This is a genomic window from Enterococcus sp. 125944, assembly GCF_051909435.1.
GTDB classification, from domain to species: domain Bacteria; phylum Bacillota; class Bacilli; order Lactobacillales; family Enterococcaceae; genus Enterococcus_D; species Enterococcus_D gallinarum.
Window position 1 is genome coordinate 113,512 of record NZ_JBQASY010000009.1, and the last position, 18,415, is coordinate 131,926.

At 41.6% G+C, this 18,415-nt stretch carries 18 protein-coding genes; 12 read left to right on the top strand and 6 right to left on the bottom strand.

Annotation, left to right across the window (positions count from 1 at the left end):
- Positions 1-274 precede the first annotated feature (274 nt).
- Positions 275-592: a DUF960 domain-containing protein gene (locus ACTFWY_RS09940; protein WP_003128534.1), complete on the bottom strand. Its 318-nt coding sequence runs from the start codon at positions 590-592 to the stop codon at positions 275-277.
- A 119-nt stretch (positions 593-711) separates the two neighbouring features.
- Positions 712-1,326, bottom strand: coding sequence for a 50S ribosomal protein L25/general stress protein Ctc (locus ACTFWY_RS09945; protein WP_003128535.1), 615 nt, complete (start codon positions 1,324-1,326; stop codon positions 712-714).
- Positions 1,327-1,626: 300 nt separating this feature from the next.
- Between ACTFWY_RS09945 and ACTFWY_RS09950 the strand changes: the two genes are divergently transcribed.
- From ACTFWY_RS09950 to udk, 3 genes are all read left to right on the top strand, one after another.
- Positions 1,627-2,340 carry a pseudouridine synthase gene (locus ACTFWY_RS09950; RefSeq protein ID WP_208774560.1) on the top strand — a complete coding sequence of 238 codons (714 nt, stop codon included), beginning with the start codon at positions 1,627-1,629 and terminating at the stop codon, positions 2,338-2,340.
- A gap of 13 nt (positions 2,341-2,353) precedes the next feature.
- The gene (locus tag ACTFWY_RS09955) at positions 2,354-3,037 is read left to right on the top strand and encodes a YjjG family noncanonical pyrimidine nucleotidase (RefSeq protein WP_003128538.1); all 684 of its coding nucleotides are present in this window, start codon (positions 2,354-2,356) and stop codon (positions 3,035-3,037) included.
- 83 nt (positions 3,038-3,120) lie between these two features.
- The gene (udk, locus tag ACTFWY_RS09960; protein ID WP_003128539.1) at positions 3,121-3,750 is read left to right on the top strand and encodes a uridine kinase; all 630 of its coding nucleotides are present in this window, start codon (positions 3,121-3,123) and stop codon (positions 3,748-3,750) included.
- Positions 3,751-4,020: 270 nt separating this feature from the next.
- Here udk and ACTFWY_RS09965 read toward each other — a convergent pair whose 3' ends face one another.
- Genes ACTFWY_RS09965 through ACTFWY_RS09975 form a run of 3 tightly spaced genes read right to left on the bottom strand, consistent with a single transcriptional unit; the run spans position 4,021 to position 6,482 of the window.
- Positions 4,021-4,491 (bottom strand): GNAT family N-acetyltransferase, encoded by a 471-nt coding sequence (locus ACTFWY_RS09965; RefSeq protein WP_257602583.1) that lies wholly within the window; start codon positions 4,489-4,491, stop codon positions 4,021-4,023.
- A 2-nt stretch (positions 4,492-4,493) separates the two neighbouring features.
- Positions 4,494-5,804: a sensor histidine kinase gene (locus ACTFWY_RS09970; RefSeq protein WP_113850232.1), complete on the bottom strand. Its 1,311-nt coding sequence runs from the start codon at positions 5,802-5,804 to the stop codon at positions 4,494-4,496.
- 3 nt (positions 5,805-5,807) lie between these two features.
- Complete coding sequence (locus ACTFWY_RS09975; protein WP_003128546.1) at positions 5,808-6,482, bottom strand: response regulator transcription factor; 675 nt, start codon at positions 6,480-6,482, stop codon at positions 5,808-5,810.
- A 132-nt stretch (positions 6,483-6,614) separates the two neighbouring features.
- Between ACTFWY_RS09975 and ACTFWY_RS09980 the strand changes: the two genes are divergently transcribed.
- From ACTFWY_RS09980 to ACTFWY_RS10005, 6 genes are all read left to right on the top strand, one after another.
- On the top strand, positions 6,615-7,337 hold the full coding sequence (locus tag ACTFWY_RS09980; protein WP_103300318.1) for a polyphosphate polymerase domain-containing protein: 723 nt from the start codon (positions 6,615-6,617) through the stop codon (positions 7,335-7,337).
- The gene (locus tag ACTFWY_RS09985; protein WP_257602582.1) at positions 7,327-8,001 is read left to right on the top strand and encodes a DUF4956 domain-containing protein; all 675 of its coding nucleotides are present in this window, start codon (positions 7,327-7,329) and stop codon (positions 7,999-8,001) included. The genes ACTFWY_RS09980 and ACTFWY_RS09985 overlap by 11 nt, the downstream gene beginning before the upstream one ends.
- Positions 8,002-8,013: 12 nt before the next feature.
- Positions 8,014-9,843: a carbohydrate-binding domain-containing protein gene (locus tag ACTFWY_RS09990; RefSeq protein ID WP_311828388.1), complete on the top strand. Its 1,830-nt coding sequence runs from the start codon at positions 8,014-8,016 to the stop codon at positions 9,841-9,843.
- A 260-nt stretch (positions 9,844-10,103) separates the two neighbouring features.
- Complete coding sequence (locus tag ACTFWY_RS09995) at positions 10,104-11,600, top strand: ABC transporter permease (RefSeq protein WP_005472789.1); 1,497 nt, start codon at positions 10,104-10,106, stop codon at positions 11,598-11,600.
- A 10-nt stretch (positions 11,601-11,610) separates the two neighbouring features.
- On the top strand, positions 11,611-12,276 hold the full coding sequence (locus ACTFWY_RS10000) for an ABC transporter ATP-binding protein (RefSeq protein WP_003128554.1): 666 nt from the start codon (positions 11,611-11,613) through the stop codon (positions 12,274-12,276).
- Positions 12,277-12,391: 115 nt separating this feature from the next.
- On the top strand, positions 12,392-12,844 hold the full coding sequence (locus ACTFWY_RS10005; RefSeq protein WP_003128555.1) for a YaiI/YqxD family protein: 453 nt from the start codon (positions 12,392-12,394) through the stop codon (positions 12,842-12,844).
- A gap of 27 nt (positions 12,845-12,871) precedes the next feature.
- On the opposite strand, the gene ACTFWY_RS10010 is transcribed toward ACTFWY_RS10005, so the two are convergent.
- Positions 12,872-14,605: an ABC1 kinase family protein gene (locus ACTFWY_RS10010; protein ID WP_081131398.1), complete on the bottom strand. Its 1,734-nt coding sequence runs from the start codon at positions 14,603-14,605 to the stop codon at positions 12,872-12,874.
- Positions 14,606-14,785: 180 nt separating this feature from the next.
- Here ACTFWY_RS10010 and ACTFWY_RS10015 point away from each other — a divergent pair, with 180 nt between their 5' ends.
- From ACTFWY_RS10015 to ACTFWY_RS10025, 3 genes are all read left to right on the top strand, one after another.
- Positions 14,786-15,841: a D-alanine--D-alanine ligase gene (locus ACTFWY_RS10015; protein ID WP_103300322.1), complete on the top strand. Its 1,056-nt coding sequence runs from the start codon at positions 14,786-14,788 to the stop codon at positions 15,839-15,841.
- Between the two features lie 86 nt (positions 15,842-15,927).
- Positions 15,928-17,277 carry a UDP-N-acetylmuramoyl-tripeptide--D-alanyl-D-alanine ligase gene (locus ACTFWY_RS10020; protein ID WP_171917753.1) on the top strand — a complete coding sequence of 450 codons (1,350 nt, stop codon included), beginning with the start codon at positions 15,928-15,930 and terminating at the stop codon, positions 17,275-17,277.
- A gap of 391 nt (positions 17,278-17,668) precedes the next feature.
- Positions 17,669-18,325 carry a replication initiator protein A gene (locus ACTFWY_RS10025; RefSeq protein ID WP_439927308.1) on the top strand — a complete coding sequence of 219 codons (657 nt, stop codon included), beginning with the start codon at positions 17,669-17,671 and terminating at the stop codon, positions 18,323-18,325.
- Positions 18,326-18,415 lie beyond the last annotated feature (90 nt).

The following is an 18,415-nucleotide window of genomic DNA, read 5'->3' on the forward strand; positions in this document are numbered from 1 at the left end:
AGCTTAAAAGAGAAAAAAACGAAGAAAATAAGGAAAAAAACAGGGATTCTGGATTCATAGTAGGGAATGATGGAAGGGGAAATTGGGTGATCCTGCAAGCAGTGTCGCTTAAAAGCAGACTCAAAAGAACCGCACAACTGAATAGCTGAAAAATAGCAGGGCAACACTAATAAACTACTAGGCTAAGAATACCTTAAGCCTAGCAGAAAGTGTCTAGCTATCCCTCCCTCGCTGGAGATTTGGTACGTAATGCAGAGAAATAAACTATAGAAGATCAGCTTGCTTCACTAGGCAATAAAATGGTTTGGCGCTGACCATCATCATAGGCATAAACGGTTTGAGGCAAATACTCATTGTAAGCAATCGGCAGATCGATACACATCCCAGCACGGCGATCATCTTGTGAAAAATGAATACTAACACGGCCGTCATTATTTTTTACGTGAAAAGTTAATAGATTTTCTAACGGAATAACGCCTTTCAGATCCAAGTCAATGATCAGCCATAAACTATCGATCAATTCTCCCGGCATGGTTTGGACGATACCGCCAGAAGCATAGCGGCTGCGGCTACTGTCAAATGGTTCAAACATGGTTGTTCCCTCCTTGAGGATAAAGTCGGTCGTGGGTCGGCAATCGAAAGATAGAATCAACTTGTTTAAAATAAGACCACTCCCCAAGGAATGGTCTTATTCTTTACTTGTAGCAAAAATTATTCTTGATCTTCACCAATAACAGCTGGCTCTGCTGCTTCACCGTTTTCGTCATCTTCTGAAAGTTCTTGTGCTTCAGCAACAGCAACGATTTGTTCTTCGGCTTCTGTGACGATCGTATAATCATCATTTTTCTCTAAATCGCCTACAGTCAACGCGTCACCAATTTCAAGTCCAGTGACATCAACTTCAATACGTTCAGGTAATTTATCTGGTGTTGCGGATACAACGACACTGTATAAGTTTTGTGTCAATACGCCGCCGGCTTTCACGCCTGCTGCATCACCAACTAAGGTCAATTCAGCTTCTACCTCAGTTTCTTCATTCATATCGACTGAGATGAATTCAACATGGGTCAATGCACGAGTGAACGTGTCTGATTGAAATTCTTTGATCAGTGTATTTACTTTCTTGCCTTCTAAGTTCATAGTGATTACGGTATTCAAACCATTTTCACGTAGCAGTCTTTCTAATTCCGCTGCATTGACTGCAATCGGAGTACTGTCTACTTGATAACCATTCACGATAGCAGGTACTTTTCCTTCGTGACGCAATTTGTTCCGTAATGAACGGGGGCGAACTTCTCTTTTCGTAACTTCTAATGATACTGACATAACTCAATTCCTCCTAAAATTTCCCGAAAAAAACGGGATGTTTTTAAGCAAATTTTGTTAACTCTGCACATTAAGTGGTACGTGAGTAAAAACACGCAAAAGGGCAGTTGTTTACACAACTGCCCCAGAAAGTTTTGGTTCAACTTTTCTCCACCAGGTCGTAACGCTGTGTATGAGAAACTTTATTTACTTTACTCTTTAACCTTACGTGGAAAGTCGAAGAAAGTCAAATGAAATGATGAGTCGAGGATTTGCAAGCAATTAAATCTGAGCTATAATAGCCAAGATGGAGAGAAAACAATGCGTTTAGACAAACTGATAGAAGAGCGGTTAGCGACCTCTCGCAAAGAAATGAAACGTCTTTTTCAACAAGGGAAAGTCTTGGTGGATCAGCAAATCGAACGGAACCCATCTCGAAATGTCGACAGTCGATTACATGAAATCAAGGTTGCTGGGGTACTGCTGCAAACAAGAGATGTGTATTACTTACTCAATAAGCCAGCGGGGGTGGTGACAGCAAATAAAGATCACCAGCACCCCACAGTCATTGATCTTTTACAGCCAGAAGACCGACAGGCGACACTTTATGCAGTGGGACGTTTGGATCGCGATACAGAAGGATTGGTATTGTTGACGACGAATGGGCAGTTAGGCTATGAATTATTGCACCCAAACAAGAAAGTGCCGAAACGATACGATGTTATTGTCAATGGTCCGGTAACAGCGGAAGATGTGGCTGCTTTTGCTCAAGGCATCGTTTTTCATGGAGGTGTCGTTTGTCAGTCTGCCAAATTGACCATAGAGATGACTTCAGGTAGGCGGTCCTTTGTTCATCTAGAGATTGCTGAAGGGAAGTTCCATCAAGTGAAGAAGATGTTTTTAGCAAGAGGGAAAAAAGTGATTGCCCTAAAAAGAGTTGCAATTGGTCCTTTGGAACTAGGGGATCTATTGTCCGGAGAATACCGGAATCTCACCCAATTTGAATTAGAAAGCCTAGCGAATTATTTTCGCTGAGAAAGAGGAGACTATGACTTATAAAACACTGTTATTTGATGTCGATGATACGATTCTTGATTTCCAAGATACTGAACATGAAGCGCTGACAGCTCTTTTTGCGGAACAAGGTCTGACGATGGATCTCGAAATGAAACAGACTTATCAAGAGGTTAATCACGGATTGTGGCAACAATTTGAACAAGGGAAGCTGTCTAGAGACCAAGTAGTCAATGAACGATTTGGCTTATTTTTTAAAAAGTATGGGCGAATCGTCGACAGTGAAGCGATGGAAAAACACTATCGTTCTTACTTGGATCAAGGGCATAAATTATTAGGCAATAGTCAGCTAGTGTTGGCCGAATTGGCTGACAAGTTTGATTTATATGTTGTGACTAATGGTGTCTCTAAAACCCAATACCGCCGTTTGTCAGATGCTAAGTTGATGCCTTATTTTCGGGATATCTTTGTATCAGAAGATACAGGTTATCAAAAACCAATGAAAGAATTCTTCACCTATGTTTTTGACCGGATTCCTAATTTTGAACAACAAAAAACAGTCATTATTGGTGACTCATTGTCTTCAGATATTTTGGGCGGACATTTGTCAGGGATCGATACAATCTGGCTGAATCCTAACAAAAAAGCGGCTTCAACAGTTCTCCCAACCTATGAGATCCAGTCGTTGGATCAATTGCCATCGTTATTAAAAGACTGATTTCTTAGAAATGAATAGTAATTTTTCAGAATTTCGCTATAATAGAAACAGTGTAAATTTTAGAGACGAAAGAGGTTAATTGAATGACGAATGGCAAGCCCATTATTATTGGTGTGACTGGTGGTTCTGGTAGTGGAAAAACAAGTGTGAGCCGAGCGATTTTCAATCACTTTCCCAATCATTCCATTATGATGCTTGAACAAGACTCTTATTATAAAGATCAAAGCAACTTGAGCTTTGAAGAACGGTTGAACACAAACTATGATCATCCGTTTGCCTTTGATACCGATCTATTGATCGAACATCTGCAGAAACTCCTTGCCTACGAAACGATCGAAAAACCGGTCTATGATTATGTGGCACATACTCGCAGTGAAGCAACGATCATTCAGGAACCAAAAGAAGTGATCATTCTTGAAGGAATCTTGATTTTGGAAGACGAACGTTTGCGAGACTTGATGGATATCAAACTGTATGTAGATACGGATGATGATATTCGAATCATTCGTCGGATCAAACGAGATATGGAAGAACGCGGACGAACGCTGGATTCCGTTATTGAACAATATTTGACAGTAGTCAAGCCTATGTATCATCAATTTATCGAACCTACGAAGCGCTATGCAGATGTCATCGTTCCAGAAGGCGGCGAGAACCACGTAGCGATTGATTTGATCACAACGAAAGTTGCAACATTCTTAACCGAAAGCTGAGCATCTTTTCTTTCGAAAACACTTATTAAAGAATTTTTTTGATAAAGCAGTAGTTTTTCTTTATCAATTATGGTAAAGTATACCTCATGCGACGAGTCGAGATGGTCTAGCTTTGACTGACCAGATTGATAACAGAGGCACAAGGAGCGATCCACCTGCCGGATGCAGGGTGTCGGAATATTCCGTTTGTGGAGATAGGGTATTCTACTAGTAATAGTACTGTGAATAAAAAACAGCTTTGAACATTCATGTTCAAGGCTGTTTTTTTGTCTATTTCTGTAGGGGATAGCGATAGATCATCGATTCTTCTCCCCAAGGATGATAGCCTGTACCCATCAGCTCAAAACCAAATTTTTCATAAAACGAAACAAGATCTGTACATAAATAAAGGGTCGAGAAACCAGCAGTAGCGGCAGATTGCTTGATAGTTGCGATCAAAAGCTGAGCACCACCTTGTCTGCGATAGTGAGGATCGACATAGAGGGCGCACAGCCAAGGCATCAAATCCATTCGGCTGATAAAATCATTCGTGATCAGTCCACCACAGCCAATGATCGAGGGGACAGCAGCGGCTTGGTTATCCACGAGTAGGAACCATTGCGGTAGATCGGTATCAGCAAAACTGTGGGTCAAGCTATCTTCATACACTTTCATGGATGCGGGACTCGCCCATTTTGATTGAAAATAAGCGATCGCTTCCTGTAAATATTCAGGATGTTCTCTTAAATGAATGACTTTCATTTTTATCCCTCCTTTGGCAAACGGATTTGAAAAATAACGCCTTTAGGTTGTAGATCACGTACACTGATTTGCCCTTTGTGTTCCTCCACGATTTGTTTGGCGATGGCCAAACCGAGACCATAGCCGCCGGTTTCTTTTGAACGGGAGCGATCTTCCCGATAAAAGCGTTCAAAAATATGTTTCTTGTCTTCATCGCTAATAGATGGACCTGTGTTTCTAACTTCGAGCAGCCAATACTTGTTGGAAATTTCTGACAGCAGTGTGATCTTATCTCCTTGACTTGTATATTTCAGGGCATTATCCAATAAAATTACTAATACTTGATGTATTTTTTTTGGGTCGAAGACAGCAGTTGTCGTAGCTAGGTTTTCCAAGACAAATTGTTTATTATTCATTTTGGCAATCTCTTGAAACGGTTTTGCCAGTTCTTGAATGAAAGGAGCGATGGCAATGGTTTCTTTGGCTAACATCTGCTGGTTGGAATCGCTGCGGGCAATCGTCAATAAATCCGCTGTCAATCCAGTCAACCTCCGGGTCTCTGCTAATGCTTGAGCAATACTTTCTGATTCCTCAATGATCGTATGATTGGGCTTAGTGAAGGTGCGCTCTAAACTGTTTTGGATGATCGTCAAAGGCGTCCGTAATTCATGAGAAGCATTTTCGACAAATTCTTGCTGTTTTTTCCACGAAGCGAGGATCGGCCGCATTGTCAATGAAGAAAGGTAGTAGCTGATACCGATTGACAAGATCCAAAAGAAAATCATCGATAAAATCAAAATTGTTTGAAAGTTGTTCATTGCATTATTGATTTGGTTGGTATTGGCCAACACTTGAACATAGGCTACCCCTGATTGGTTCGTAGGCGCGGCAACCGTGATCGAGTGAAACAGCAAAGTCTCCGCTTCATTTTGATCGCTTACGGTCAGTGATTGAATCGTATTTAAATGTTCCGTATCTAATTTGAGTGAAGCTAGCTGAGAGAAACGTCCGCCTAATGATTGTTTGTTTACTATCGTACCGTCTTCTGACCAAAGAATAAATTGGGTGTTGAAACGATTGGTTCCAGGAATCTTTGGCATTGCTGTATTTGGCGGTAAGGCAATGGCTTCGTTTTGATTGGCGTTGTTGATCTCTGCTTGGACCAGACGTGTATCTTGGACGGCTTGTTCAAGGGCAATATCGGTTTCTTGATATGCAGATTGATCAAATAATTCTAGTACAATGATTCCGAGCAATGTAAAGATCAATGCAAAAGCGCTGATATTGATCAAGAACAATTTAAGTCGCTGTTTCTTAGAGAGTTCTTTGTTCATTCGCTAATCTCCTTGCATAATATAGCCTACATTGCGCAGTGTTCGGATCTCTTTATCAATACCAGTATCCCGAAGATGTTTGCGTAAATTGCTAATGTAGACCTCGACTACTGTGATCGTTGTTTCTGAATCAAATCCCCAAATACGGTCAAAAATTTGTTCTTTCGTCAAAATAATGCCTCGGTTTTGCAAAAAATAAACGAGTAATGCAAATTCTTTTCCTTGGATAGGTAATAGCTTTTCGTCAATCGTTACCTCATTAGTAGAGAGATTGCAGGTCAATCCTTTATAGACCACTTGGTTTTCATTAAATAAACCCAATGAACGTTTTAACAAGGCTTTGCAACGCATCAATAATTCTTCCCGATAAAAAGGTTTTGTCAAATAGTCATCGGCGCCCTTTTGAAAGCCAGCGACCTTATCCTCTAATCCATCTTTGGCGGTTAAGATCAAGACTGGTGTCTGAACAGTGTGCTGTCGTAATTTTGCCAATACTTCATAGCCATTCATTTCTGGAAGCATCAAATCTAGAATGATCAAATCATAAATCCCACTTTGGGCTTCATACAGACCTTCACTCCCATCAAAAGCTTGGCTGATTTCACCAATTTCTGCAACGATTTCTTTAATATTTTCTGATAACGTTCTGTCGTCTTCGATCAGTAATAACTTGATCATTCTGTCACCTCTTTCATTATAAGCATAGCATGAGTAACATAAAAAAAACTTAAAAAAGTGATTTTTGCTTAAGCTGTCTTTAAGTTTCAGCGTCTTAAATAGGGACTATAGCAATCAAAGGAGGAAAATACCATGAAATTAAAAAAGGTATTTCAACGAAAAGAAACCAAGTATCTTTTATCGTCTGAGCAGTTTCAGCCGTTTCTGGGTGCGTTGCAGCAGAGGATGAAGATTGATGAATATGGCCAACACACGATTCTATCTCTTTACTATGACACGGATGATTTTCGTTTCATCCGTCATTCGATGGATAAGCCAAAGTATAAAGAGAAATTTCGCATCCGGAGTTATGGTGTTCCATCTCAGGACAGTTTGGTGTTCCTAGAAATCAAGAAGAAAGTCAATGGCATTGTATATAAGCGGCGTGTTCCTCTAAGCTATTCAGATTATCAATCATGGATACGAAGCGGGGAATTTCCTACCACTATTCAACCACTTCAAATTGCCGCCGAAATTCGTTGGCTATTTAAACAAAACCATGACTTAAGTCCGCGCGTTTTGATTGCCTATGACCGCCTTTCGCTTTTTGCATCAGAAGACAGTGAATTTAGAGTGACCTTTGATCAAAACATTCGTTATCGGGAAAACAATCTGACATTGTCTGAAGGGAGTTATGGACAATTGATAGCGCCAGAGATTGGTGTGTTGATGGAAGTTAAAGCAATGGGGGCCTATCCCCTTTGGTTTGTTGAACAATTGAATCAGTATGGTGTGCGCAAAGCTAGTTTTTCCAAGTATGCTCAAACCTACCAACGTCATTTGTTTAAAAAGGAGGATATTCAGAATGTTATCTAGTTTGTTAAGTGATACCGCTACTCTTGAATGGGATGGCTTGATTATTTGTATTAGTGCCTCACTGATTCTGGGTCTCTTAGTTGCCGGAGTGCATATGGTAAAGAATGTTTATACAAAAAATTTTGTCATTACGTTGGCAGTACTGCCGGTTCTAGTACAATCAGTGATTATGCTGGTCAATGGGAATTTAGGAACTGGGGTAGCGATTTTGGGCGCATTCAGCTTGATCCGCTTCCGTTCCGTTCCAGGAGGTTCTCGCGAAATCACCAGTGTGTTTTGGTCCATGGGGATCGGCTTAGCCACCGGTATGGGTTATGTCGGTTATGTGGTGGTTTTTTCATTCGTGGTAGCTGCCTTTTTATTGATGCTGTATACCGTACCCTTTGGCGAACGACGTAAGGCGAGCGAACGGGAATTGAAAATAACTATTCCAGAAGACTTAGATTATCCCCAACTGTTTGATGACATTTTTGAGAAATTTACTCATACAGCCAAGTTGGATTCGGTACGCACAACAACCATGGGTAGTCTCTACGAGTTACGCTATCACTTAGTATTGAAGGATCAAACACAAGAAAAGGCTTTGATCGATGATGTACGGACGCGTAATGGCAATTTACCTGTTGTACTCGGTAAAGTTGCGGCTAATCGTGATGAATTATAAGGAGGAAGACCAATGAAAAAAATCTACCCATTGTTTTTGGCACTGTTACTGGTAGCTTGTGCGCAGCAATCTGAAACAAATTCTTCAAGTTCTGCCACTGGAACTTCGGAAGCAACGGTTACGAATGGATCTACTTCTTTGGAAGATACAGATTATTATGGAAAGTATGAAGAAGAGGATTTGGATGCTTCTTATGAGTCATCTTCAGCCATAGCGATAAAACTGGCGGGTGCACAAACGGAAGCTGGAGAAGGATTTACAGTTGATGATCAAACAGTAACGATTACTTCGGCAGGGACATATATGGTCAGCGGTTCTTTGACAGATGGTCAGTTGAAAATCAACGTCGACAAAGAAGCCAAAGTTCATTTGATTTTTGCTGGAGTAAGTATCACGAATGCTAACAGTTCAGCAGTTGTTATCGAGCAGGCAGAGAAAGTCATTACGACATTAGCTGCGGATACAACAAATACGTTAACGGATGGAACGAGTTATACCTTTGCAGAAGGAGAAACCGAACCGGATGCTGCTTTTTATAGCAAAGACGATTTGTCGATCAATGGAGAAGGGAAATTGGTCATTGAAGGCAATTATAGCAACGGCATCCGCAGCAAAGACGATTTAGTCTTGGCAAGCGGCACCTATGAAATCACAGCAAAAAACAATGCGATCAAAGGAAAAGATTCGGTGTCGATTCGAGATGGGAATTATACTCTGACGACTTCTGAAGGAGATGGTATCCAAGCCAACAATACCGAAGATGCTACAAAAGGCTATATTGGGATTGATGGTGGTATATTTACGATCCAAAGTGGTCGGGATGGTATCCAAGCTGAGACAAATCTTAGTATTCAATCAGCAGAAATGACCGTTAAGACAGCTGATGGTGCAGATAGTCAATCGGTCGTCGCTGATGAAAGTTATAAAGGAATGAAAGCAGGTGGATCCATCCTACTAGCAAGTGGTTCCTATACTATCGATAGTGCGGATGATAGTATCCACGCCAATGATTCAGTCACCATCAATGGCGGGGAGATTTCAGCAGCGACTGGAGATGATGGCATTCATGCAGACAATGGTTTAACCATTAATGATGGGACGATTATTGTCAACAAATCCTATGAAGGCTTAGAAGCAAGCGTCATCACCATTGCTGGTGGAGATATTCAAGTGCTAGCAAGCGATGATGGTGTAAATGCCGGCGGCGGCAGCGACACGACGGACAGCGGACAATTTGGACAAGATAGTTTTGGAGGAGGACCAGGCGGTGGCGATCAAGCAGACGATAGCAAAGAAGTTGTCATCACAGGTGGAACCTTGTCAATTGATGCTGAAGGAGATGGATTGGACAGCAATGGCAATGTCACAATGAGCGGTGGAATCGTGATTGTCAATGGACCGACGCAAGGCGGGAATGGCGCTTTAGATTATAATGGAACCTTTGAAGTTACAGGTGGGACCCTCGTCGCTGCAGGAACCACTGATATGGCAATGAATGTGAGTGGCGGAACACAACGATCAGTGGCGATTACTTTCGATCAATCTCAGGCAGCAGACACGTTGATCACCTTGCAAGATACTGAGGGCAATACGTTATTATCCTATGCACCTAGTAAGGATTTTCAACATGTGGTGATTTCAAGTCCAGATTTACAATCAGCAGACTATACACTACTTAGTGGCGGCAGCAATAGTGAAACTTCTGTTTATGGTCTTTATCAAGGAGGAAGTGTGAAGGATGCTTCTGAATTAGGCACATTATCTTTAACAGATACCCTTTCAAATTTGACTCAATCTGGCGCAACTGCCACGACAAACCAAATGGGCGGATTTGGACGCTGATCAATTCTAGTAGCCCTCGTTGGAGGAACCAAAGAAAGAATACTACGAACGATGACCGCTACAACTTAGTTTATTCTTGCTATACATGATTGGTGAAAAGCCATTAAAGTGTAACATTCTGAAAGGATATTCTAGCCCTCCATTTCCGAGATTGAAGCAGACAGTGTCTAAAGATATCGTGGATAGACCATGCCTATTTTAAGGTGTACTTAAGCTAGTAAACATATAGTCAAGCTACGTTTAGTAGAGGAGGATATGAGATGAATTTTATGAAACGCGGCTTACAAAGTTTGTGGGCAAAGAAAGGTCGAAGTTTGCTGCTGATTGCTGTTTTTTCGGCAATTTTGATTTTTGTTTTAGCAGGATTGACAATCCGCAGTGCTGCTTTAGTCGCAACCGAAAACGCACAAAAAAGCGTGGGAGCGACGGTGACGCTGCAAGCCAATCGGGAGTCTCTTCGACAAAACAGCCAAACAGCTTCTTCAGATACTTCAGAGGGGGAGTCGACACCGCCCGATCCAGGCAGTTTCCAGAATACACCGGTAAATCTTAGTGATGCTCAAGCAATTGCAGCGTTAAGTGGGGTAGCATCCTATAGCTTTGAAGCGAGTACATCAGCCGATGCTGTCAGTGGCATTGAAGCTATTTCAAGTGAGGATGACGAAAGTACAGCGACAGAATCTACGGAGGATTCATCTAGAGCAACGAATGGCCAGCCAAGTGGGATGCCTAATATGCAAGGAGGCAGAATGAGCAGCGGCGATTTTCAAATCACTGGTGTTTCCGAAAGTACGAACTATACAAGTTTTTCAGAAGGCACCGCGAAAATTACCGATGGTGAAGCCATCACTGCAGGAGATGAAGGGACGAATCATGTCTTGATCGAATCAGAATTAGCAGAAGCAAATGGGCTTTCAGTTGGCGACAAATTTGTTATTTCTGATAGTGAAGACAATGAAGTCGAAGTAACGATCAAAGGGATCTATGAAACCAGTGAAGTTGGGAACAGTATGAGCCAAATGTTCAATTTTTTGAACCCAGCCAATACATTGTTTGCATCCTATACTCTCGTTAATACATTGGCGGGTAATGAGGATACGTTAGATTCGGCGACTTATACGTTGAGTGATCCTTCAGAAATGGACAGTTTCGTTGCTCAAGCTGAAAAACTGATTGATACCGATACCTACAGTATCCAAACGAATGATCAAATGTATCAGTCGATGTTGACACCATTGAATAATGTTGCAAGTTTTGCCAAAAATATAATTGTGCTAGTTGCGGTTGCCGGTGTCATCATATTGACATTGATCGTAATGTTGTCGATCAGAGAACGCAAATATGAGATCGGCGTTCTGTTATCTTTAGGCGAATCGCGAATAAAAGTCATTTTACAGTTTTTTACTGAGATTGCTATCTGTATGTTCTTTGCATTGGGAATCGCTGCAGCTAGTGGCAATGTTGTAGGGAATATCGTGGGCGAGCAGCTGTTGGCTCAACAAACGACAACGGAACAAGCGGACGCAGGGATGAATGGTCCGGAAGGAATGCCAAGTATGGGCAACGGCGGTCCTAATGGCAGAAGCGGGCTATCCGCTTTTACACCCTCGGCAGAAGTACAAGAGTTAGCTATTACGGTTTCATTCCAAGAAATCGGCTTATTGGCATTGTTAGGTGTAGGGATCAGCTTTGGGTCCATTCTATTATCTTCAGCTGGAATTTTGCGCCTCAATCCAAAAAAAATATTGGTTTCCTAGGAGGGATAGCATGACGTTACAAACAGAAAAATTAGGTTATTGGTACCAAACAGAATCTGAAGCCCTTTTTCGAGAAGTAGATTTGACCTTTGATTCTGGAAAAATGTACGCGATCCTTGGTTCCAGCGGTTCTGGTAAAACGACCTTTCTCTCATTGATCACGGGGTTGGACACACCAAAAGAAGGGAATATTTATTACGATAACGAACCGTTGAACAAAATTGGATTGCGAGAATACCGTCGTAAAGATGTTTCTATCGTCTTTCAAGCTTATAATTTGTTGCCCTATATGTCGGCACTGGATAATGTGACTACCGCAATGGCGATTGCCAAGTCACAACAAACAGATAAAAAGGCATATGCTTTGGCAAACCTGGCTAAAGTTGGGATAACTGAAGAATTAGCTATGAAGAAAGTTACCCAGCTTTCCGGTGGACAGCAACAACGAGTGGCCATCGTCCGGGCTATATGCTGTGAACATGAGTTGATCGTGGCAGATGAGCCCACCGGTAATTTAGATGAAACGACCTCAAAAGATATCGTTCAACTGTTTCAAGAAATTGCCCATGAACAAAAGAAATGTATCATCTTAGTGACCCATGAACAAGAAGTAGCGAAAGTCTGTGATGTTGTTTATGAACTAAAAGAGCGTCAATTTGTCATGCGGGACTCCTAATAAACTTGTTACTGAAAGACTAAACTCAAGGCTGTATTTTCTCATCAGAGAGGATGCAGCCTTGTCTTGCATCTTGCAGCAGAAACTTCTACAATAAAAGGAAGGGGGCGAGACGATGCGATTACTGATCGATGGGGATGGTTCCCCAGTAAAAAACGAAGTCATTGAATTAGGTGCGCAGTTTGCATTGCCAGTAGTGATCGTCACTAGTGTCGATCACTATACGGCCAAAGAATATCCTGATTTTGTTCATTTTGTCTATGTGGATAAGGGGGCCGATCGAGCCGACTATGAGATTGTTAAAGAAATTCAACCGGGCGATTTTTTAGTCACACAAGATTATGGCTTAGCTTCACTTGTATTACCAAAAAAAGCCCGTGTTTTTCATCATAACGGCACAGAATATTTGCCAGAGACTATCGACTTTTTATTAGGGCAACGGTATTTAGGAACACAAATGCGTAAAGCCGGCAAGCGGACCAAAGGACCGAAACCATTCACGAAAGAGGATCGTCAACAATTCAAACAAGTTCTAGAGCAAGAAATTAAAAAAACGATCCAGCAGTAACCATCATTGAGGAGACTGCTGGATCGTTTATTTTTTTCGAAAACGATCATAAAAATATTTTCCGGCAACGGTGACGATGGCCACAAAGGCTATACAATAGCCAAAGATACCCATTTGATGAACAAAGCCGCCCTGTTGGGGACTTGCAACGACTAAAAGAGAGGAACCTAAAATCACTGCTGCTAAGATAATGCCAATCACTAGCCGATTGATCATTTGATCAAAACGGTCCAGCAGCTGTTTTTGATGGCGGATCTCAATATTCAGACGATGCTTGCCAGTAGCTAGTGTGTTGACAGCAGCTAATGTTCGATCAGGGAGTCGACTGAGTGCTCGGAGACTTTTGGCACTGGCTAACAAACTTTTTTTCATTTCTTCTTCAAGATCCAGCTGCTGCAAAAAGTATTTCTGAGCAAATGGCTGTGTCACTTCCATCATCGATAATTGAGGGTCAAGTGCCTCGATTACTCCTTCAAGCGTTCCGAAAGCTTTAATCAGCAGCGTGATGTCACGGTGCATCTGCAGATGATTGTCATGACAGATAGTGATGACTTCAGCTAATACTTTTTGCAAATCAATATCTTTGATCGGCATGTTGTAATAATTTTCAACAAAAGACTGAAGATCTTGATAGAAATCCACTTCATCGAAGTTTCTTTCCCGACGGCAAAGGCGTAGGACAGCTCTACCAACTTGTTGGGTATCTTGAGTGTACAATGCGATCAAGGCATCTGCCAGCCGACTGCGAAGGGTCTGGTCCAGATGTCCCATCATTCCGAAATCTAAAAAGATCAAGCGATAAGGCGGCAGTGTCTCCTCATCCTGCCATTTTAAGGAGTAATCAACACCGCCTAAAACACCAACTTTCTTTTTTACATGGAAAGGAGCTGTTTGCTGATCGGGGTCCAGTGGTTGCAAGAAGAGATTTCCAGGATGAGGGTCTGCATGGAAAAAGCCGTCTTCAAAGACTTGCTTCATAAAGTTCTCTACCAGCAGGGTACCGACCTCTTTCTTGATTTCTTTTACTGTCCGGTTGGGAAAAAATTGTTCATTGTTTTTTCGAGCAAGCAAACAGTTTAGGTTTTCTCCTTCCATATAGTCCATGACGATGACTTTACGTGTACACCACTGAGGATAGACTTTAGGAATCTCGATCTGCTGCCAGTGGTGATTGAAGTGATAAAACTCTTGCGCATTTTTCGTTTCTTGCAGAAAGTTTGTTTCATTATCCAATGAGCGTCGAACTTCATGCAGAACGCTTTTAAGATCCACCACATTCGTTTCTGGAATATAGCGAATCAAAGGAATCGCTTTTTCAAACAAATCGAGATCTACTTGGATAGCGGAAATAATGCCGGGATGCTGTACTTTGACAACAACTTCTTTGCCATCTTTTAGAGTCCCACGGTGAGCTTGACCGATAGATGCCGAAGCTAAGGGCTTTTCTTGCAAAGTTGTAAAAATGGCTGTCAGAGGTTGTTCCCATTCTGCTTCTAACAGCGCTTGGACTTGCGGAAAAGGATCGCTTTTGACATTGTCTTGCAAGTGTTTGAATTCATTGATAAAAGCGTCAGATAATAAGTCGCTACGGACGGAAAGCATTTGTCCGATTTTAATGAAGGTGGGTCCTAATTCTTCAAAGGCTTTGCGTACAGCGAGGGGATCTTGCTGCTTACTTAAATTTTGAATCACTTTGTATTTGAGAAACACTTGAACGATCTGTCTGAGTCTTTTTTTCTTAGATGGTGATTCCTGTTCCATACGGGCACCTCTATTCTTTAAGTTTCGCTAGTCTAATAGTACGAAGAAATCAATAAACATTCAACTACGGATGATTTCAGTTGTTAAAATCGGCAAGAAATAATGTCGCAGCTTCGTTTTTGTGCTAAAATGTGGAAGAATTAGTTTTGGTAGAAACAATGAATACAGGAGGAATTTCTTTTGAAAATTATTTTATTATATGGCGGACGCAGTGCAGAGCATGATGTATCGCTTCTATCCGCTTTTTCAGTAGTCAATGCTGTATATTATAATTACTACCAAGTACAATTAGTAATGATCACGAAAGATGGCCAGTGGCTAAAAGGCTCTTTATTGACTGAAGCCCCTACATCCAAAGAAGTGTTGAATCTGACGGCTTCGGCTTACCAAGGGACGCCGATCCAACCTGGTGAGATCAAGGAAGAGGATGCGATTGTTTTTCCGCTGCTCCACGGACCAAATGGAGAAGATGGAACGATCCAAGGCTTTCTAGAGACCATCGGCATGCCTTATGTAGGCGCAGGGGTTTTAACTAGTGCCTGTGGCATGGATAAGATTATGACCAAATATATCTTGCAGGCGGCGGGGATTCCGCAAGTTCCTTATGTACCCGTTCTTAAAAACTATTGGAAAGAAAATCCTAAAAAAGTATTTGAACAATGTGAAGGCAGTCTTTTGTATCCAATGTTTATCAAACCTGCCAATATGGGTTCAAGTGTTGGGATCACAAAAGCTGAAAATCGGGAAGAATTGCAAAATGCACTTCAAGAAGCCTACCGTTATGATACACGAGCGATCGTAGAACAAGGGATCGAAGCTCGCGAAATCGAAGTCGCTGTTCTTGGAAATGAAGATGTGCGTACAACAATGCCCGGCGAGATCGTTAAAGATGTAGCTTTTTATGATTACAATTCGAAGTATCTTGACAATAAGATTGAGATGCAGATCCCAGCTCAAATTCCTGAGGAGACACAAGCGAAAGCGCAAGAGTTTGCCAAAAAAGCTTATACGATGCTTGGAGGAAGCGGCCTCAGCCGCTGCGACTTTTTCTTGACGAACAAAAACGAATTATTCCTGAATGAATTGAACACGATGCCTGGTTTTACCGAGTTTAGTATGTACCCGCTGTTGTGGGAAAAAACCGGTCTGCCATATGGTGATTTGATTGAGGAATTGATTCAATTAGGAGTCAACCGTTTTAAACAGCGTCAAGCCTTTTTAACCGATGTCGAATAATCACAAACAGGGAAATCAGTTCAACTCAAGGTGAAGCTTGAAAGGACCATGATCTTCCCTGTTTTTAACTTAAGGAGATAAATAAGATGAATCTATCGATAAAAGAAGTTGCCGCTTTATTTGGCGTAGAATGTGCCGATCAGACAATGATCAGCAGTGTAGAATTTGACAGCCGCTTGGTCACTACCGATAGTTTGTTTGTGCCGTTGGCCGGAACGAGAGATGGCCATGAGTTTGCTCAACAAGCACAAGAAAAAGGAGCAATCGCTGCTTTTTGGAGCCATCCGACAATCCAGCCGCCAGAAGGACTAATGATCATCGAAGTATCAGACACCCTAGCTGCCTTTCAAAAGCTGGCAAAATTCTATAAAGAAAAACTGGCGCCAAAAGTAATTGCTATTACAGGTAGCAATGGTAAGACTACTACAAAAGATATGGTAGATGCGGTGGTGGCACAGCAGTTCAAAACCTACAAAACACAAGGAAATCACAATAATGAAATTGGTTTGCCACTAACGATTCTGCATGCACCAGCGGATACAGAAGTTCTTGTATTGGAGATGGGGATGGATCATGCGGGGGAAATCGAGGTCTTGTCACACTTGGCTCAGCCAGATGTTGCAGCGATCACATTGATCGGTGAAGCCCATATTGAGAATCTTGGTTCTCGTGAAGGAATCGCGAAAGCCAAGATGGAAATCACTGCCGGCTTAGACCCAGCAGGATTTTTCATGATACCAGCAGACGAGCCTTTATTGACCCCCTACCTTGCAGAGTTGACTCAGCAGGTAGAAACCTTTGGTTTGGGTGAAGGCAATCTTAAAGGAACGATCCAAGAAGAAACCCAAGAACAAACAGCTTTTACGGTAGCGGATCAAGTCTATACGATTCCAGTGATCGGCGGCTACAATGTAAAGAATGCCTTGATCGCGATTGGCATCGGCCGTTATTTGGGGATTGAAGAAGAAAAAATCAAAGCAGGATTGGCTGATTTTCAACTGACAAAGAATCGTACACAATGGCTGAAAGCTGCGAATGGCGCCGCTATTTTAAGCGATGTCTATAATGCAAACCCAACAGCGATGGGATTAGTCTTAGACAGTTTCAGAAAATTGCCTCTGACTGGCAGACGGATCGCTGTGCTAGCAGACATGTTGGAGTTAGGTCCTGATTCAGCGAAGATGCATGCCGGGATGGCGGATCATTTAGATGAAAGGTTCGATTTGATCTTTTTGTACGGTAGTGAGATGCAAGCGTTGAAACGTGCATTGGATCAAAGCCGCTTAGCCGATCGAGTCCATTTCTTTAGCAAAGAGGAAAAAGCGGTGCTGATCACACAACTACAAAAAGAACTGCAGCCTACGGATAGCATTGTTTTAAAGGGGAGCAACGGAATGGGCCTGGTTGAGGTAATTGATTCTCTAACAGCAATGTAAAGTAAGCGGTAAGTGTCTAGAGTTTAGTTAGGAATAAAAATAAGAATTTAGAAGTAAAGAGGATAGAGAAATCTGTCCTCTTTTTTGTTGTTCAGGCGGAAAAGGAGAGTTCATGAAACAACTATCCGAAGTGGTCGGTTTAAAGGTTCGATTCCTTGTATTTGTATAGGGACTAGAAATAGCTCCCAAAGCCATATTATTGACTCTCTTTCTAGATGATCAGTATAGTTTCCGCCAAATCTTTCTAGATGACTATACTGAGCCGCAGGTATTCAGATGTTTTGACATTGGCGAGTACGGGTTCGACTCCCGTTGCCTGCTTACAAAATTTTATAGATGGTTTCCTATTTTTCTTGGCGGAGAAGTAGAAAAATCTGAAGGAGGCTATAACATGGCAGACATTACAGTGAATCAATTAGCTACACAAACGTTTTATCAAATTCCCCAAATCTTTATGACACGGACAGAGCGAATCAAAGATAGTATGGGAAAAGTTATTAAAAAGATTCGCTATACGAGTGATTACGCGCAATTATCCAATGATGCCAAATTGGCGTATGGGGCATTGTATAATCGCTGTCAGTTATCGATTCGTTCGTATGAATCTGGAAAACGAGATTTTGTCGATGAATATGGTTCTGTGTTTTTGATTTTTACTGTGGAAGAATTAATGGAGTTGTTAGATAAGTCGAATAAGACCATTACGAAGATCAAAAAAGAATTAAAGCAGAAGAAGCTGTTGCGAGAAGTAAAACAAGGTCTAAATAAGCCCAATCGTTTATATCTTCAATTAGTCGAAGCGGATCATCAAATTATTGAAGAATATGATTCAGAAAATCGATTGATCAAGCGTTTGGATTATCTTGGGAATGAACTCCCTCTTCCGAATGAGGATTATTCCAGAAAAGCAGAAAAAACGCCTGAATCCCTTGGGGGACAAGGACGTGTAAATTTTACACGTGTAGAAAATACACGTCCGGACGTGAAAAATTTACATACTAGTAATACTTACTCTAGTAATACTGAGGGTTCTGTTGCAAAGTTTTAAATAAAGAATAAAATCCCTTACGGTATCTATGATTTAAGCTGGGATTCCCAATAATACCTTGATTTCAGTACAGACCGAAAACCCGAAGAG

Bases quoted from the DNA above. Each gene is read 5' to 3' on its own strand.
- ACTFWY_RS09940 (WP_003128534.1), bottom strand. From the start codon at position 592: ATGTTTGAACCATTTGACAGTAGCCGCAGCCGCTATGCTTCTGGCGGT.
- ACTFWY_RS09945 (WP_003128535.1), bottom strand. From the start codon at position 1,326: ATGTCAGTATCATTAGAAGTTACGAAAAGAGAAGTTCGCCCCCGTTCA.
- ACTFWY_RS09950 (WP_208774560.1), top strand. From the start codon at position 1,627: ATGCGTTTAGACAAACTGATAGAAGAGCGGTTAGCGACCTCTCGCAAA.
- ACTFWY_RS09955 (WP_003128538.1), top strand. From the start codon at position 2,354: ATGACTTATAAAACACTGTTATTTGATGTCGATGATACGATTCTTGAT.
- udk (WP_003128539.1), top strand. From the start codon at position 3,121: ATGACGAATGGCAAGCCCATTATTATTGGTGTGACTGGTGGTTCTGGT.
- ACTFWY_RS09965 (WP_257602583.1), bottom strand. From the start codon at position 4,491: ATGAAAGTCATTCATTTAAGAGAACATCCTGAATATTTACAGGAAGCG.
- ACTFWY_RS09970 (WP_113850232.1), bottom strand. From the start codon at position 5,804: ATGAACAAAGAACTCTCTAAGAAACAGCGACTTAAATTGTTCTTGATC.
- ACTFWY_RS09975 (WP_003128546.1), bottom strand. From the start codon at position 6,482: ATGATCAAGTTATTACTGATCGAAGACGACAGAACGTTATCAGAAAAT.
- ACTFWY_RS09980 (WP_103300318.1), top strand. From the start codon at position 6,615: ATGAAATTAAAAAAGGTATTTCAACGAAAAGAAACCAAGTATCTTTTA.
- ACTFWY_RS09985 (WP_257602582.1), top strand. From the start codon at position 7,327: ATGTTATCTAGTTTGTTAAGTGATACCGCTACTCTTGAATGGGATGGC.
- ACTFWY_RS09990 (WP_311828388.1), top strand. From the start codon at position 8,014: ATGAAAAAAATCTACCCATTGTTTTTGGCACTGTTACTGGTAGCTTGT.
- ACTFWY_RS09995 (WP_005472789.1), top strand. From the start codon at position 10,104: ATGAATTTTATGAAACGCGGCTTACAAAGTTTGTGGGCAAAGAAAGGT.
- ACTFWY_RS10000 (WP_003128554.1), top strand. From the start codon at position 11,611: ATGACGTTACAAACAGAAAAATTAGGTTATTGGTACCAAACAGAATCT.
- ACTFWY_RS10005 (WP_003128555.1), top strand. From the start codon at position 12,392: ATGCGATTACTGATCGATGGGGATGGTTCCCCAGTAAAAAACGAAGTC.
- ACTFWY_RS10010 (WP_081131398.1), bottom strand. From the start codon at position 14,605: ATGGAACAGGAATCACCATCTAAGAAAAAAAGACTCAGACAGATCGTT.
- ACTFWY_RS10020 (WP_171917753.1), top strand. From the start codon at position 15,928: ATGAATCTATCGATAAAAGAAGTTGCCGCTTTATTTGGCGTAGAATGT.
- ACTFWY_RS10025 (WP_439927308.1), top strand. From the start codon at position 17,669: ATGGCAGACATTACAGTGAATCAATTAGCTACACAAACGTTTTATCAA.